Raw genomic sequence first — 15,041 nt, forward strand, 5'->3', positions numbered from 1 at the left:
CGCATTTCTTGCAGTATTTTCCGCCCTCCTCACCCCGCGAGGTGGAGGAAAGGGAGGTCTCGCACATGAAGGCCTGCGTTCGGGGGGCGGTCGTAGCTGTGACCGCGGCCGTCGCGCTCGCGGCCTGCGGGGACGGCGGCGGAAGCGACTCCGGCGGGGGCAACCGGCCGAGGATCGGTGTGCTGCTGCCGGACTCCACCACGGCCCGCTGGGAGACGAACGACAGGCCGATGCTCAACCGGCAGATCAAGGCACTGTGCGCGGACTGCGAGGTCGAGCACGCCAACGCCAAGAACGACGTGGCCATTCAGCAGGCCCAGATGGAGTCCATGATCGCCGACGGGGTCGACGCGATCCTGCTGGTGGCCGTCGACTCCAAGTCGCTGCGCCCCACGGTCGCGAAGGCCGACGAGGCGGGCATCCCCGTCATCGCCTACGACCGCCTCGCCGAGGGCCCCATCTCGGGCTACGCCTCCTTCGACGGCGAGGAGGTCGGCAGGCTCCAGGGCAGGGCGCTGCTCAGGGCCATGAGCGACGGCGCGATGGGCGACCGGATCGTCATGATGAACGGCGATCCCAGCGACCCCAACGCGGTGTCGTTCAAGAAGGGCGCCCTGTCCGAGCTGGAGGGCAAGGTCGAGATCTCCAAGGAGTACGACACCCGGCAGTGGCGGACCGAGGTCGCCAACATGAACATGTCCGGCGCCATCTCCGCGCTCGGCCCCGGCAACATCGACGGGGTCTACGCCGCCAACGACGGCCTCGCGGCCGGCAGCATCACGGCTCTCAAGGCCAACAAGGTCCACCCGCTGCCCCCCGTCACCGGGCAGGACGCCGAGCTCGGGGCGCTGCGGCGGATCGTCGCCGGCGAGCAGTACATGACCGTCTACAAGCCCTTCGACCCCGAGGCGTCCGCCGGTGCCGCGCTGGCGGTGGCCGCGGCCCGGGGCGAGAGCCTCGACCGGGTCGCCCCGGACCGGGTGCGGACCAGCACGGGCAGCACCGTTCCGGCGGTCCTGCTCACCCCGATCACCATCACCGTGGACACCATCGACGACACCGTCGTGAAGGACGGCGTGTACACGATCCAGCAGATCTGCACCCCCCAGCTCGACGCCGCCTGTGCCAGGGCCGGACTCACCTGACCGGCCGGTTCGGGGCGCCGGACCGGCCGTGGGAAGGAGATGGTCTTCGTGCCGAGTCCCCCCTTGCTGACGCTGCGCGGCGTGTGCAAGCGCTTCGGGGTCGTCCAGGTCCTCAACGACATCGAGCTGGAGATCCGCGCGGGTCAGGTCGTGGCGCTGCTGGGCGACAACGGGGCCGGCAAGTCCACCCTGGTCAAGGTGATCTCCGGAGTCACCCAGGCGGACAAGGGCGTCATCGAGTGGGAGGGCCGGCCGGTCCAGATCAGGCGCCCGCACGACGCCCGGAACCTCGGCATCGCCACCGTGTACCAGGACCTCGCGCTGTGCGGGAACCTCGATGTCGTCGGCAATCTCTTCCTCGGCCGGGAGATCCGCCGGTACGGGTTTCTCGACGAGGTCGAGATGGAGCGCCGCACCAGTCATCTGCTGGAGCGGCTGACCCGGGGGGTCCCCGATCTGCGGGCCCCGGTCGTCTCGCTGTCCAGCGGTCAGCGGCAGACGGTCGCCATCGCCCGCTCGCTGCTCGGCGAACCGCGGGTCCTCCTCCTGGACGAACCGACGGCGGCGCTCGGCTTCGAGCAGACCAGCGAGGTCCTGGACCTGGTGGACCGGCTGCGCGACCGGGGTCTCGGGGTGCTGCTCATCAGCCACAACATGGGCGATGTCAAGGCGCTCGCGGACCGGGCCGCGGTGCTGCGGCTGGGCCGCAACAACGGCTTCTTCGATGTGAACACCGCGTCCCAGGAGCAGATCATCGCCTCCATCACCGGCGCCACGGAGAACGTGCCCCGCCGGATGGCCCACCGGGAGGCAGGGTGGTGAAAGGGATGCACAGCGGCACGGACCCAAGCGCCGGCAGCACACGGACCGCACCCGCCGCACCCACCGCCAAGGCCCGCCGGTCGTCCCGCGGAGCGGCCCTCGCCCAGGTCCTGGAGAACGGCGTCGCCGTCCTGCGGCGCAAACTGAGCGCCGGCGAGCTGGGCTCGCTCCCGGTCGTTCTGGTCCTCGCCGCCGTCTGGATCACCTTTCAGTCCCTCAACAGCAGCTTCCTGTCGCCACGGAACCTGTCCAATCTCAGCGTGGACATCGTCGGTACGGGCCTGATCGCGGTCGGCATCGTCTTCGTCCTGCTGATCGGCGAACTGGACCTGTCGGTCGGCTCGATCAGCGGGCTCGCCGCCGCCGTGTTCGCCGTGCTGAACGTGAACAACGGCGTGCCGGAATGGCTCGCCCTGATCGCGGCGGTGCTCGCCGGCACCGTCGCGGGAACCGTCCAGGGCTACTCCGTCGCCAAGACCCGGGTGCCGGCCTTCGTCGTCACCCTCGCGGGGCTGCTGACCTTCAACGGCCTCATGCTGTACATCCTCGGCACCAGCGGCACCGTCAACCTCGACGAGAACGGGCTCGTCGCCAAGCTGACCAGCTACTACTTCACCAACGACGCCGCCGCCTACGGCCTGGCCGCGGTCGGCACCGGCCTCGTCTTCCTCGTGTCCCAGCAGGACAGGTGGCGGCGCCGGATGATGGGCATGCCGCACCGCTCGCTGCAGGGCGTCGTGGTGCGTACGGGGGTCCTCGCGGCGGTCGCGTTCTCCGCCGCCTATCTGCTGAACCGTTTCCAGGGGCTGCCGCTCGCCCTGCTGATCTTCCTCGTGGTGGCGGCCGGTCTCGACGTCGTGCTGCGCCGCACGCACTACGGGCGGCAGGTCTACGCGCTCGGCGGCAGCATCGAGGCGGCCCGGCGCGCCAGCCTCAATGTGACCGGCGTACAGACCGCGGTACTCGCCGTCTCCGGCACCATGGCCGCGATCGGCGGCCTGTTCCTGGCCTCGCGCATCACCTCGGTCAGCCAGGGCGCCGGCTCGGGCATCCTGCTCCTCAACGCCATCGCGGCGGCCGTCATCGGCGGCACCAGCCTGTTCGGCGGACGCGGCACGACCTGGTCCGCGGTACTGGGCATGCTGGTCATCCAGTCGATCGCATCCGGCATGGTGATCACGGACACCCCCACCGCCGTCCAGTACATGATCACGGGCGGGGTGCTGTTCGCCGCCGTGGTCATCGACGCCCTGGCGCGGCGCTCTCAGGAGGCGCACGGGAGGGCGTGAGAGACCGCCGGTCCCGCCGCCGTCAGCCCGTTGCCGCCGGACCCAGCGGCAGCGCCGCGAACGTGTGCCGCTCCCAGAGGCGCCGCGAGGCCTCCTCCGGATACGCGGCGACTGCGGGCTCGGCGTCGAGGAGGCGGACGAGACGGTTCCCGGTGCCGTAGGCGGGCCAGCCGGGGTCGCCGGTGCGGGCGAACGCGGTCCAGGCGGAGCGGAAGCGGGCGGAGAGGGCCTCGGCCTCCGGGGTGGGCTCGGGGCCGATCAGCAGGGCGCCGAGCCCGTCGTACACGCCGAAGGTGAGGGGCACGTCGAGCCCGTGGCAGGCGCCGAGGACGCCGCCGTTGGCCGGGGCGGGCCAGGTCAGCTCGTACAGGTGCGCCCGGCCGCCACCGGCCACCTGGGCCTCCGCCAGCTGCAGCGAGGGCATACGGAAGAGCCAGTCGGACTGCACGAGTTCGAAGAGGTACTCCGCCGAGGCGTCGGGGAACGCCGCGCGATAGGCGCTCTCGGCGTCCGGCACCGGTCCGAACAGGCCCAGCGTCATCGACGCCAGCCGCTCGTCCACCCGCCCGAGCAGACCGCCGAGCATCATGAAGAGGCGGAACTCGTCCCGGTTGTGCCCGGCGATCAGCTCGACGTCGCGGGCGGCGCCGTTCGCGAGGGCCTCCCACGGCGTCGCGGTGAGCACCTCGCCGTCGACGACCGGCGAGTACGGGGTCGGGGTGAGGGCGACCGGCCCCCACCGGTGGACGTACTCGCGCATCCGGGCGCTCAGCGCGGCACTCGCCTCGGTCAGCTTGCGCGGGTCCGGGCCGGACAGGTCGGCGGCCGTCGGACGCAGCCCGAGCTCACCGGCCAGGGCCTCGGCGATGTCCGCGGCGAGGGCGTCCGAGAAGAAGGTGCCGGGCACGCTCTGCGCGATGGCGCGGTGGAACAGGCCCCGGGCGCTCGGCATGGCCATCAGCGCGGCGATGGAACCGGCGCCGGCCGACTCGCCGAAGACGGTGACCTGGTCGGGGTCGCCGCCGAACGCGGTGATGTTCTCCCGCACCCACTCCAGTGCGGCGATCTGGTCGAGCAGCCCGCGGTTGGCGGGGGCGCCCTCGATCCGCAGGAACCCCTCGACGCCGACGCGGTAGTTCAGGGTGACGACGACCAGATCGCCTTCACCGGCGAGGCGGCCGGCGTCGTAGGCGGGGTTGTCGGCGGAGCCGAACTTGTAGGCGCCGCCGTACAGCCACACCATCACCGGGCGCCGGGCCGCCGGGTCCGCCTCGGGCGTCCAGACGTTGACGGTCAGCCAGTCGTCGCCGCCCGGGCCGGCGTCGGCGGGAGCATCCTCGGGACCGAACGGCTCCTGCGGGGGCGGCGGGCCGAACGCGAACGCCTCCCGGACGCCGTCCCAGCGCTCGGCCGGCCCCGGAGCCATGAAGCGCGCCCCGCCCACCGGGGGCTGCGCGTACGGGATGCCGCGGAAGACCGCGAGAGCGCCCTCGCGGCGCCCGCGGACCGTACCGGCCGCTGTACCGGCCTCCGGGAACTCGGCACTGTTCATCGATGACTCCTTGGGAGACTCCGGGAGACGCACGGCTCTCGGCTCACGGCTAGCCGCTCACCGTGAAACCAAGTTCACCCGACGAACATACCGCGTCCCCGTGCGACAGTCCCGTCCCTCATCCCGCACGATCCCTTCAGTCGCCGCAGCAACCCCCCTCGGCCGCCGCACCGTGACCCGTGTCGAGCCGGCAGAAGCAGGACGCCTCGACCGGTACGTCCGCCAGTGCGACGGCGAGCCGCAGCTGCTGTGCCACCATCTGCGCCTCCTCGATCCGGCCCAGGCGCATCAGGCACTCGTGCAGGCCGTGCAGGGACCAGACGTTGCCGGGGTGCTGCAAGGCGCGCGGGAGAGTGCCGTCGAGGCCGAGGTCGGCCCGGTAGACCGCCTCGGCCTGCTCGACCCGGCCCTGTTCGAGGAGGAGGGCGCCGTAGGCGTGCCGGGTGGGCTGCATCCAGCCCCACGGTTCGTCGTAGGGGAGGTTGTCGTCCAGCTCGATGGAGCGTTCCAGGGCGGCGAAGGCGGCCTCGTGGTCGCCCTTGCGGTACTCCAGCTCGCCGTCGAGCATCGCGGAGGCGATCGCGAGGATGTCGGCGCAGGTGTTGTTGAACAGCATGCGGGTGTCGGGGACGCGGGCGACCGCCTCGCGGAAGAGTCGGCGTTCCGCCTCCGCCTCCCGGACCCGGTGGGTGGAGGAGAGGGCGACGCCGCGGGCGTAGTGGATCATCGCGGTCGTCACGCAGTACAGCTCGGGGTCGGCGGGCAGCGGCAGGTCCAGGATGTCCTCCCAGCGGCCGAACCGGATCAGGGCGTGGACCCGCATGGCGAGGAAGCCCTCCAGCCAGTCGGCCATGGGCGGGCTCGGCACCCGCAGCAGGTCCTCCGGGATGGACGCCTCCAACTGCGCCGCGGTGTCGAGGGCGACCCGGGACTGGCCGAGGAACATCGCGCCGTAGATCTTGAAGTGGTAGTTGTGCGAGCGGTACAGGGTGTAGAAGTTCATCGCCCCGGCCCTGCGGTGGTACTTCTCGTCGGCCTCGATGGCGCGGGTGTTGTCCGAGACGACCCGCCGGTAGTCGCCGCAGAGCACCTCCAGGTGGGAGGGCATGTGGTGCAGGTGCCCGGCGTCCGGGACCAGGCCGCGCAGCCGGTCGGCGACGGGGAGGGCCAGCTCGGGGGTCGGGGACATCTCCATCAGGTGGATGTACAGGTGCACGACGCCCGGGTGGTCGCGGCCCGCGTCGGTGGCGAGGGCGCGGTCGAGAACGGCCTTGGCCGCCGTCGTGCGGGCGCCTTCGGCCGGTTGGCCGGTCCTGAGGTCCCACAGCTGCCAGGGCGTGAGGTTCATCAGGGCGTCGGCGTACAGGGTGGCGATGTCGGGATCGTCGGGGGCGAGCTCGTAGACCGTGCGCATGCTGTCGGCGTACGGCGCGTTCCAGACCGAGCAGTCCTTCACGGCCTTGGCCTGCGGGTAGCGGGCGCGCAGGGCGGCGATCAGCGCCTGTTCGACGGGAGTGGCGTGCGCGGCCCTCTCGTGCGCCACTTCCACGGCGGCGTGGGTGCGGTCGACGGTGTGGACGAGTTCCCGGTCGTCGAAGAACTCCCAGGGCTTGTTGTAGTTCGGGCCGAGCGCGTAGGCGATGCCCCAGTGGGCCATGGCGCAGTCGGGGTCCGCCGCGGCGGCGGCCTCGAAGCAGGCGACGGCCTCCTCGTGGTGGAAGGCGTACGTCCAGTTCAGCCCCCGGTCGAACCAGAGCTGGGCCTGGGCAGAGGTGGTGGTCACGGCGCGGGTGTGGGTGCCGAGGTCGTAGTAGTCCATGGGCTGTCTCCTGCCTGTGGTGCGCCGGCCGGCCTGGTTTTCGAGTCTTCCCGAGAGCACCCGCCCTGCCGACTCCTGTGCCGGGTCCCGGTGCGGACTGGCCGGAAAGCTCCGGGCCGGTGAGGCCGCCGCGGGTCGGTGGTGTGCGGGGCTCGCATCGACAACGGGGCGGGCGGGCGCGCGGTTTCGGGTTCGGGCGATGCCGGGGGTGCGGGAGCGGGTCGGCGGGGTGCGGGCCGCGTCCCGCGCCTGCTCGCGCATCAGGGGGTTCACGACGGCTGCTCGCACACCCCTGGTCAAGCCGCCCAGGTGCGGGCAAGGTGCGTCGTGGCGCATTCTTGCTGTGTCGCACGCGTGATGGCGTACTGACGAGGTAGGGCCGATGACTGGGAGCGCCGAGGGCGCAGAGCGGACGCCCGGCAGGCTGGCGGCGTTGCTGATCGATGCCTCGGCTGAGGCGATCAGCGCGGCCGGTGGCCATGCGGGAGGGGTCTATCTGCGCTCCGGCACGCCCGGACTGCTCCGTCTGGCGGTGCTGGAGGGGTTGCCGGGGCCGTTGTTCCGGCCGTGGTGGCGGCTGCATGTGGACCGGCCGTTTCCGGTCGCGGACGCCTATCGGCTGGGCGTCGAGGTGGTGCTGCCGAACGCGACGGAGACGATGCGCCGCTATCCGCAGTTCGCGGCGAGTCTGCCGTTCCAGTTCGGGTCCCTGCATGTCCCCGTCTCGGGCGGGTCGACCGTGTTCGGTGTGCTGACCGTGCTGCGGCCCTCGGCGTCGGACGCCACCGAGCTGCTGGCCGAGCGCGAACGCCTGGCGCGGCTGGCCGAGGAGCTGGGCGTGGCGCTGGAGAAGCTGAAGGACGAGGACCCGTCGGCGGTGTCCTGGGAGGGCGGGCCGGAGTGCGTCCGCCCGCCCGCCGGCCGACCGCCCGCCGGACGTCTTGGACGGTTCTCCTGGGATCCGGTGACGGGCGCCGTGACGGCGGACGAACCGCTGAACCTCGTCCTGGGCCGGGCCGCCGGGGACGCCGACGGCACGGTGGAGGCGTTCGCGCGGGCCATCGCCCCGGACGACGCCGAGCGGATCCTGACGGCGCTGCGGGAGGTGGCCGGGGGCCGGTCACCGGCGCTGCCGCTGTACGCGCGTGCCGCGGACGGCGCGCTGCGGCTGGTCGAGGTCTGGGGGCCGTACGACGACCCGGGCCGGCCCGGAACCGCGGCCGTGCGGGGGGTCGTCCTCGATCCGGGGCCGGGCACGGTGGGGGACGCGGCGGCCGATCTGCTGCCGGACGGGGTGTTCTGCCTGGACCGGCTGGGCACGGTCGTCTACGCGAATCCGCCGGCCGCGACGCTGCTGCGCCGGCCGCGCACCGAGCTGCTGGGCCGGCCGCTGTGGGAGGGCGTGCCCTGGCTGAACCAGCCCGCCGTCGAGGACCATCTGCGCGGGGCGCTGCTGTCTCCGGACCCGGTGCACTTCCATGTCCGAAGACCGTCCGCCCATGGCCGTGTGCCCGCCGCCGCCCGGCCGTTCGCGGGCGACTGGCTCGCCCTGTCCGTCTACCCCGGTCCGGACCTGCTGACCTGCACGCTGCGCCCGGGGCACCGGATGGCCGACGGCCCGTCCGGCGTGCCCGACGCGCTGGCCGCGCCGGAGACGGCCGGGACGCCGTCGCTCGCTCCGCTGTACCGCCCGATCGTCCTCGCCATCGCGCTGACGGAAGCGGTGACGGCGCGGCAGGTGTCCGCCGTGGTGATGCGGGAGCTGCTGCCCGCGTTCGGCGGCCGCCGGCTGGCGATCTACCTGCTGCAGGAGCGGCATCTGTTCCTGGCCTGGGAGTCGGGCTTCCCCAAGGGGTTCCTCGCCCCGTTCGACGGTGTGGGGCTGGACGAGCGGCTGCCCGGGGTGGAGACGCTGACCAGCGGGCGCCCGCTGTTCTTCGACTCGATGCAGCAGCTCTCCGACGCCTATCCGGGCATCGCGCTGGACGCCACCGAGGGTGCCCGCGCCTTTCTGCCGCTGATCGCCTCCGGGCGCTCGGTCGGCTCCTGCATCCTCGGCTTCGACCGGCCGCGCAGCTTCAGCTCCGAGGAGCGTGCGGTGCTGACCGCGCTGGCCGGGCTGATCGCGCACGCCATGGAGAAGGCGCAGCGCTACGAGAGCGAGGCCGCGCTGGCCCGCGGGCTGCAGCAGGCGCTGCTCCCCCGGCGGCTGTCGGAGCACCCGCTGGTGGAGACCGCGGGACGCTATCTGCCGGGCACCCAGGGCATGGAGGTGGGCGGGGACTGGTACGACGTGGTCGCCGCCGGGGACGGGATCGCGCTGGTGATCGGCGATGTGCAGGGGCACGGGGTGCAGGCCGCGGCGACCATGGGCCAGCTGCGCAGCGCGGTGCGCGCGTTCGCCGTCGGGGACCGGCCGCCCGACGAGGTGATGAGCGGCACCAACCGGCTGCTCATCGACCTCGACTCCGGGCTGTTCGCGAGCTGCTGCTACATCCGGCTGGATCCGGTCACCGGCGTCGCACGGGCGGCCGTGGCCGGGCATCCGCCGCCGCTGCTGCGCCGCCCGGACGGCCGTACGCAGGTCGTCGACCTGCCCGGCGGCGTCGTGCTCGGCGTGGATCCGCAGGCCGACTACCCGGTGGCGGAGCTGCGGATGGAGCCCGGGGCCGTGCTGGCGCTGTACACGGACGGGCTGGTCGAGCGGCCCGGCGTCGACATCGACGACGGCATCAGCGCGCTGCGGGTGGCGCTGGCCAAGGCCGATGCCCCGCCCTCTCCCGCGGGCGGCGCGCTGGCGGGCGTGGCCAACAAGCTCACCGCGACGGCCCGGCACACGGCGGACCGCCCCGACGACATCGCCCTGCTGCTCGCGACGCGACGTGCCGCTCCGCTGCCCGGGAAGTGAGGGTGCGCGGGCTCCGCGCAAGCCGTGCTCCGGCGGCGATCGCGTCGTCGTAACCCTGTTGCGGGCACGGGAGTTGCCCGGATTCTGTGGATCACTCCCGTGATCGTCCTGTGGGAGAGGGGGCGGGTCGTGTCACGGTCCGTGACGTCTCTCGCCTCCTGGGGCGCGGCAGTGTAGACATGGGCACATGGTCCGACTATTGGGTCGATCCGGGGCCCGGTCGGCCCGACTTCCCAGCGGTCAGCGCGCACGGCGTACGCCCGACCGCGCCCTCCGCGTGCCCGCACACGGAGCGCCGCCCGACGCGCCCGCCGACGAGCCGGGCGTGGGCTGGTTCTCCGCGCTGCGGTCCGCCGTGAGCGGGCGCAGTGTCGCCGGGCAGGTGTTCCTGCTGCAGGTGGTGATCGTGCTGCTGCTGGTCGTCGCCGCGGTGGTGGCGCTGGTGCTGCAGGTGCGGTACGACACCACGCAGGAGGCCCGCCATCGTTCGGTGGCCGTCGCCGAGTCGTTCGCCAACGCGCCGGGCACCCGGGAGGCGCTGGACAGCCCCGACCCCACCGCCGTGCTGCAACCCCGGGCCGAGGCGGCGCGCGAGGCGACCGACGTGGACTTCATCGTCGTCATGAACACCGACGGCATCCGCTACACCCACCCCAAGCCCGACCGCATCGGGAAGAAGTTCGTCGGGACCATCGAACCCGCGCTGGCCGGAAAGGTCGTGGTCGAGGAACTCACGGGCACCATCGGCCCGCTCGTGCAGGCGGTCGTGCCCATCAAGGCGCCCGACGGGAAGGTCGTCGGGCTGGTGTCGGCCGGCGTAACTAAGGCGACCGTCGGCGGCACCGCGGACCGGCAGCTGCCGCTCGTGCTGATCACCGCGGCCGTGGCGCTCGCCCTGTCCACGGGGGGCACCGCCCTGGTCAGCCGACGGCTGATGCGCCAGACGCACGGCCTGGGCCCGCACGAGATGACCCGCATGTACGAGCACCACGACGCCGTCCTGCACGCCGTCCGGGAGGGTGTGATCATCGTCGGCGACGAGCGGCGGCTGCTGCTCGCCAACGACGAGGCACAGCGACTGCTCGACCTGCCCGAGGACGCCGAGGGGCGCCGGGTGACCGAGCTCGGGCTCCCGCCCGACACCGCCGAGTTGCTGGACTCCGGGCGGATGGCCACGGACGAGGTGCACCTGGTCAAGGACCGGCTGCTGGCGGTCAACCAGCGCCCCACCTACCTCAGGGGCCGCGCTTCCGGCAGCGTCGCCACGCTCCGCGACTCGACGGAGCTGCGCGCCCTGTCCGGCCGGGCGGAGGCGGCCCGCGAGCGGCTGAACATGCTGTACGACGCAGGGGTGGGCATCGGCACCAGCCTGGACGTCACCCGTACCGCCGAGGAACTCGCGGAGCTGGCGGTGCCCCGGTTCGCGGACTTCGCCACCGTCGACCTGTTCGAGCCCGTGCTGGGCGGCGGGCAGCCGGAGGCGGTGACCGGGCTGCGGCGCACGGCGTGCAGCGGGGTTCGCGAGGACGCCCCGCTGTACCCGGTGGGCGAACAGATCCGGTTCGTCGACTCCTCGCCGCAGGCCCGTGCGCTGCACGGCGGGCGGGCCGTGATCGAGCCGCGGCTGGAGCAGGCGCCGGGCTGGCGGGCCCAGGATCTGGAGCGGTCGGCGCAGGTCGTGGAGTTCGGCATCCATTCGCTGATCGCGGTGCCGCTGCGGGCGGGGTCCCTGGTGCTGGGCGTGGTCAGTTTCTGGCGCTCGCAGAAGGCCGTGCCGTTCGACGCCGAGGAGGTCGAGCTCGCCGAGGAGCTGGTCGCCCGGGCCGCGGTGTCCATCGACAACGCCCGCCGCTACACCCGCGAGCACAGCATGGCGGTGACCTTGCAGCGCAGTCTGCTGCCGCGCAGCCTGCCCGAGCAGAACGCCCTGGACATCGCCTACCGGTATCTGCCGGCGCAGGCCGGTGTGGGCGGCGACTGGTTCGACGTGCTGCCGCTGTCGGGCTCGCGGGTCGCGCTCGTCGTGGGCGACGTCGTCGGGCACGGCCTGTACGCGGCGGCCACCATGGGCCGGCTGCGTACGGCGGTGCACAACTTCTCCGCCCTGGACCTGCCGCCGGACGAACTGCTCGCGCTCCTGGACGAGCTGGTCGCCCGGATCGACCAGGACGAGGCGCAGGAGAGCGACAGCGCCCCGGTGACCGGCGCGACCTGTCTGTACGCGATCTACGACCCGGTGTCGCGGCGGTGCACCATCGCCCGCGCCGGGCATCCGCCGCCGGCGCTGATCCGGGCGGACGGCGCCGTCGAGTTCCCCGACGTGCCCGCCGGTCCCCCACTGGGCCTGGGCGGGCTGCCGTTCGAGACGGCCGAGCTGGAGCTGGCGGAGGACAGCCGGCTGGTGCTCTACACGGACGGGCTCGTGGAGGATCGCGACCACGACATCGACCAGGGCCTGGAGCTGCTGCGCGACGCGCTGGCCCGGGCGGGCCGCTCCCCGGAGGAGACCTGCCAGGCCGTACTGGATGCCCGGCTGCCGGCCAAGCCCAGCGACGACATCGCGCTGCTCGTGGCGCGTACGCGGGCCCTCGGGTCCGACCAGGTGGCCGAGTGGGAGGTGCCGTCCGACCCGGCGGCCGTCGCCCAGGTGCGCTCCGCCGTGACCGGGACGCTGGAGGCGTGGGGGCTGGAGGAGCTGTCCTTCACCACCGAGCTGATCCTGAGCGAGCTGGTCACCAACGCGATCCGGTACGGCGGTGACCCGATCCGCGTCCGGATGCTGCGTGACCGCACCCTGATCTGCGAGGTCTTCGACAGCAGCAGCACCTCGCCGCACCTGCGCTACGCGGCGATGACGGACGAGGGCGGCCGCGGCCTGTTCCTGGTCGCGCAGCTGACCGAGCGGTGGGGCACGCGGTATGTGCCGGCGGGCAAGGTGATCTGGGCGGAGCAGCCGCTGCCGTAGCGGCGGCTGCTCGTCCGGGCGCCTGTTTGTACATAGGTACGAACCTTTGACGCGACCGGTGCCCTTCACGCCCGGCTTCTGATAGGAAACCTTCCTATCAGTGACGTACGGCCAACTCCCCACCCCCCACCACCCTTTGGAGCCGCCGTGAAGCACCCCACGCACACGTCGCGCCGCACACTCCTCGCCCTGATCGGCGCATCCGTGGCGTCCGCCCCGCTCCTGAACTCCCCGCGCGCGGCCGCGCTCCGCGCCGCCGCGGGACTCGACGACCCGGCGAAGAAGGAGATCGCCATGAAGCTGGTGTCGAGCGCGGAGAACTCCTCGCTCGACTGGAAGGCGCAGTACAAGTACATCGAGGACATCGGCGACGGCCGCGGCTACACCGCCGGCATCATCGGCTTCTGCTCCGGCACGGGTGACATGCTCGACCTGGTCGAGCTGTACACCGACCGCCGCCCCGGCAACGTCCTCGCGCCGTACCTGCCGGCGCTGCGCCGCGTGAACGGCACCGACTCGCACGACGGGCTCGACCCGGACTACCCCCGCGACTGGGGCCGGGCCGCGCAGGACCAGACGTTCAAGCAGGCGCAGAACGACGAACGCGACCGGGTGTACTTCAACCCGGCCGTACGGCAGGGCAAGGCCGACGGCCTCAGGGTGCTCGGTCAGTTCGCGTACTACGACGCCATCGTGATGCACGGCGACGGCACGGACCCGACCAGCTTCCGCAACATCCGGGGGCGCGCCCTGAACCGGGCCCGGCCGCCGGCGCAGGGCGGTGACGAGGTCACCTACCTCGACGCCTTCCTGGACGCACGGGTGTGGGCCATGAAGCAGGAGGAGGCCCACAGCGACACCAGCAGGGTCGACACGGCTCAGCGGGTGTTCCTGCGCAAGGGCAACCTCGACCTCGACACCCCGCTGGACTGGAAGGTGTACGGCGACAGCTTCCACCTCGACTGACCATCGACCGACCGGCGCCCCTCGGTCGCCGTACCGCCCCCGCGGTGCGGCGACCGAGCACCCGCGCACACCCCATAGAATTGATTTATGAGCTCATAGGCCGGACCCGCGTACCGACTTAGGCTTGCCTTAGTTTAGGCTTCCCGTTCGAGACGATCTATCGCCTCTCGAAGGGAACCTGATCATGCCCCGCCCCTTGCGGGTAGCCATCGTCGGAGCCGGCCCCGCCGGGATCTACGCCGCCGACGCGTTGCTCAAGTCCGAGGTGGCCGCCGAACCCGGTGTGTCCATCGACCTGTTCGAGCGCATGCCCGCTCCGTTCGGACTGATCCGGTACGGCGTCGCCCCCGACCACCCCCGCATCAAGGGCATCATCACGGCCCTCCACCAGGTGCTCGACAAGCCGCAGATCCGTCTCTTCGGCAACGTCGACTACCCGAACGACATCAGCCTGGACGACCTGCGGGCCTTCTACGACGCCGTGATCTTCTCGACGGGCGCGACGGCCGACCGTGAGCTGCGCATACCGGGCATCGACCTGGACGGCTCGTACGGCGCGGCCGACTTCGTCTCCTGGTACGACGGCCACCCGGACGTGCCGCGCACCTGGCCGCTGGAGGCGGAGAAGGTCGCCGTGCTCGGCGTCGGCAACGTCGCCCTCGACGTGGCCCGCATCCTCGCCAAGACGGCGGACGAGCTGCTGCCGACGGAGATCCCGCCGAACGTCTACGAGGGCCTGAAGGCCAACAAGGCGCTGGAGATCCACGTCTTCGGCCGCCGTGGCCCGGCGCAGGCGAAGTTCTCCCCGATGGAGCTGCGGGAACTGGACCACTCCCCCAACATCGAGGTCATCGTCGACCCCGAGGACATCGACTACGACGAGGGCTCGATCGAGACCCGGCGCGGCAACAAGCAGGCCGACATGGTCGCCAAGACCCTGGAGAACTGGGCGATCCGCGACGTCGGCGACCGTCCGCACAAATTGTTCCTGCACTTCTTCGAGTCGCCCTCGGAGATCCTCGGCGAGGACGGCAAGGTCGTGGGCCTGCGCACCGAGCGCACCGCCCTGGACGGCACCGGCAACGTCAAGGGCACCGGCGAGTTCAAGGACTGGGACGTCACCGGGATCTACCGTGCGGTCGGCTACCTCTCCGACAAACTCCCCAAGCTGCCCTGGGACATCGACTCGGGCACCGTCCCGGACGAGGGCGGCCGGGTCATCCAGGAGTCCGGCGAGCACCTGCAGTCGACGTACGTCACCGGCTGGATCCGCCGCGGCCCGGTCGGCCTGATCGGCCACACCAAGGGCGACGCCAACGAGACGGTGTCGCACCTGCTGGACGACTTCGCGAACGGCCGTCTGCAGACGCCGGGTTCGCCGGAGCCGGAGGCCGTGGAGGCGTTCCTCGCCGAGCGCGAGATCCGCTTCACCACCTGGGAGGGCTGGTACAGGCTCGACGCCGCCGAGAAGGCGCTGGGCGAGCCGCAGGGCCGTGAGCGCGTGAAGCTCGTCGAGCGCGAGGACATGCTCCGGTAGAGCGGCGCGTAAGTCGCCGACGACGACTGGGCGGGCGC

The 15,041-nt window shown here is 72.2% G+C and carries 9 protein-coding genes; 7 read left to right on the top strand and 2 right to left on the bottom strand.

Going from position 1 to position 15,041, the window contains the following annotated elements; genetic code table 11:
- Nucleotides 1-65 precede the first annotated feature (65 nt).
- Genes ACFWYS_RS15080 through ACFWYS_RS15090 form a run of 3 tightly spaced genes read left to right on the top strand, consistent with a single transcriptional unit; the run spans nucleotide 66 to nucleotide 3,256 of the window.
- Nucleotides 66-1,145: a substrate-binding domain-containing protein gene (locus tag ACFWYS_RS15080; RefSeq protein ID WP_384767685.1), complete on the top strand. Its 1,080-nt coding sequence runs from the start codon at nucleotides 66-68 to the stop codon at nucleotides 1,143-1,145.
- 39 nt (nucleotides 1,146-1,184) lie between these two features.
- The gene (locus ACFWYS_RS15085; protein WP_384767688.1) at nucleotides 1,185-1,967 is read left to right on the top strand and encodes an ATP-binding cassette domain-containing protein; all 783 of its coding nucleotides are present in this window, start codon (nucleotides 1,185-1,187) and stop codon (nucleotides 1,965-1,967) included.
- Nucleotides 1,968-1,972: 5 nt separating this feature from the next.
- A complete protein-coding gene (locus ACFWYS_RS15090) occupies nucleotides 1,973-3,256 on the top strand; it encodes a sugar ABC transporter permease (protein ID WP_384767691.1) in 1,284 nt (427 codons plus the stop codon).
- 22 nt (nucleotides 3,257-3,278) lie between these two features.
- Here the strand turns inward: ACFWYS_RS15090 and ACFWYS_RS15095 are convergent, their stop codons facing one another.
- Together ACFWYS_RS15095 and ACFWYS_RS15100 are read right to left on the bottom strand one after the other, a co-directional pair.
- Nucleotides 3,279-4,808 (bottom strand): carboxylesterase/lipase family protein, encoded by a 1,530-nt coding sequence (locus tag ACFWYS_RS15095; protein ID WP_384767694.1) that lies wholly within the window; start codon nucleotides 4,806-4,808, stop codon nucleotides 3,279-3,281.
- Nucleotides 4,809-4,944: 136 nt separating this feature from the next.
- Nucleotides 4,945-6,627: a hypothetical protein gene (locus tag ACFWYS_RS15100; protein ID WP_384767697.1), complete on the bottom strand. Its 1,683-nt coding sequence runs from the start codon at nucleotides 6,625-6,627 to the stop codon at nucleotides 4,945-4,947.
- A 382-nt stretch (nucleotides 6,628-7,009) separates the two neighbouring features.
- Here ACFWYS_RS15100 and ACFWYS_RS15105 point away from each other — a divergent pair, with 382 nt between their 5' ends.
- From ACFWYS_RS15105 to ACFWYS_RS15120, 4 genes are all read left to right on the top strand, one after another.
- A complete protein-coding gene (locus tag ACFWYS_RS15105; protein ID WP_384767700.1) occupies nucleotides 7,010-9,535 on the top strand; it encodes a SpoIIE family protein phosphatase in 2,526 nt (841 codons plus the stop codon).
- A 187-nt stretch (nucleotides 9,536-9,722) separates the two neighbouring features.
- Entirely contained in the window at nucleotides 9,723-12,500 is a 2,778-nt protein-coding gene (locus tag ACFWYS_RS15110; RefSeq protein ID WP_384767703.1) for a SpoIIE family protein phosphatase, read from the top strand.
- A 147-nt stretch (nucleotides 12,501-12,647) separates the two neighbouring features.
- A complete protein-coding gene (locus ACFWYS_RS15115; RefSeq protein WP_384767706.1) occupies nucleotides 12,648-13,466 on the top strand; it encodes a chitosanase in 819 nt (272 codons plus the stop codon).
- A 184-nt stretch (nucleotides 13,467-13,650) separates the two neighbouring features.
- A complete protein-coding gene (locus ACFWYS_RS15120) occupies nucleotides 13,651-15,003 on the top strand; it encodes an FAD-dependent oxidoreductase (RefSeq protein WP_384767709.1) in 1,353 nt (450 codons plus the stop codon).
- The last annotated feature ends 38 nt before the right edge of the window (nucleotides 15,004-15,041 follow it).

This window comes from Streptomyces sp. NPDC059010 (assembly GCF_042740355.1).
Classification (GTDB): domain Bacteria; phylum Actinomycetota; class Actinomycetes; order Streptomycetales; family Streptomycetaceae; genus Streptomyces.

What these genes read in the sequence shown, in the direction of transcription:
- ACFWYS_RS15080 (WP_384767685.1), top strand. Translation starts at nt 66, where the DNA reads ATGAAGGCCTGCGTTCGGGGGGCGGTCGTAGCTGTGACCGCGGCCGTC.
- ACFWYS_RS15085 (WP_384767688.1), top strand. Translation starts at nt 1,185, where the DNA reads ATGGTCTTCGTGCCGAGTCCCCCCTTGCTGACGCTGCGCGGCGTGTGC.
- ACFWYS_RS15090 (WP_384767691.1), top strand. Translation starts at nt 1,973, where the DNA reads ATGCACAGCGGCACGGACCCAAGCGCCGGCAGCACACGGACCGCACCC.
- ACFWYS_RS15095 (WP_384767694.1), bottom strand. Translation starts at nt 4,808, where the DNA reads ATGAACAGTGCCGAGTTCCCGGAGGCCGGTACAGCGGCCGGTACGGTC.
- ACFWYS_RS15100 (WP_384767697.1), bottom strand. Translation starts at nt 6,627, where the DNA reads ATGGACTACTACGACCTCGGCACCCACACCCGCGCCGTGACCACCACC.
- ACFWYS_RS15105 (WP_384767700.1), top strand. Translation starts at nt 7,010, where the DNA reads ATGACTGGGAGCGCCGAGGGCGCAGAGCGGACGCCCGGCAGGCTGGCG.
- ACFWYS_RS15110 (WP_384767703.1), top strand. Translation starts at nt 9,723, where the DNA reads ATGGTCCGACTATTGGGTCGATCCGGGGCCCGGTCGGCCCGACTTCCC.
- ACFWYS_RS15120 (WP_384767709.1), top strand. Translation starts at nt 13,651, where the DNA reads ATGCCCCGCCCCTTGCGGGTAGCCATCGTCGGAGCCGGCCCCGCCGGG.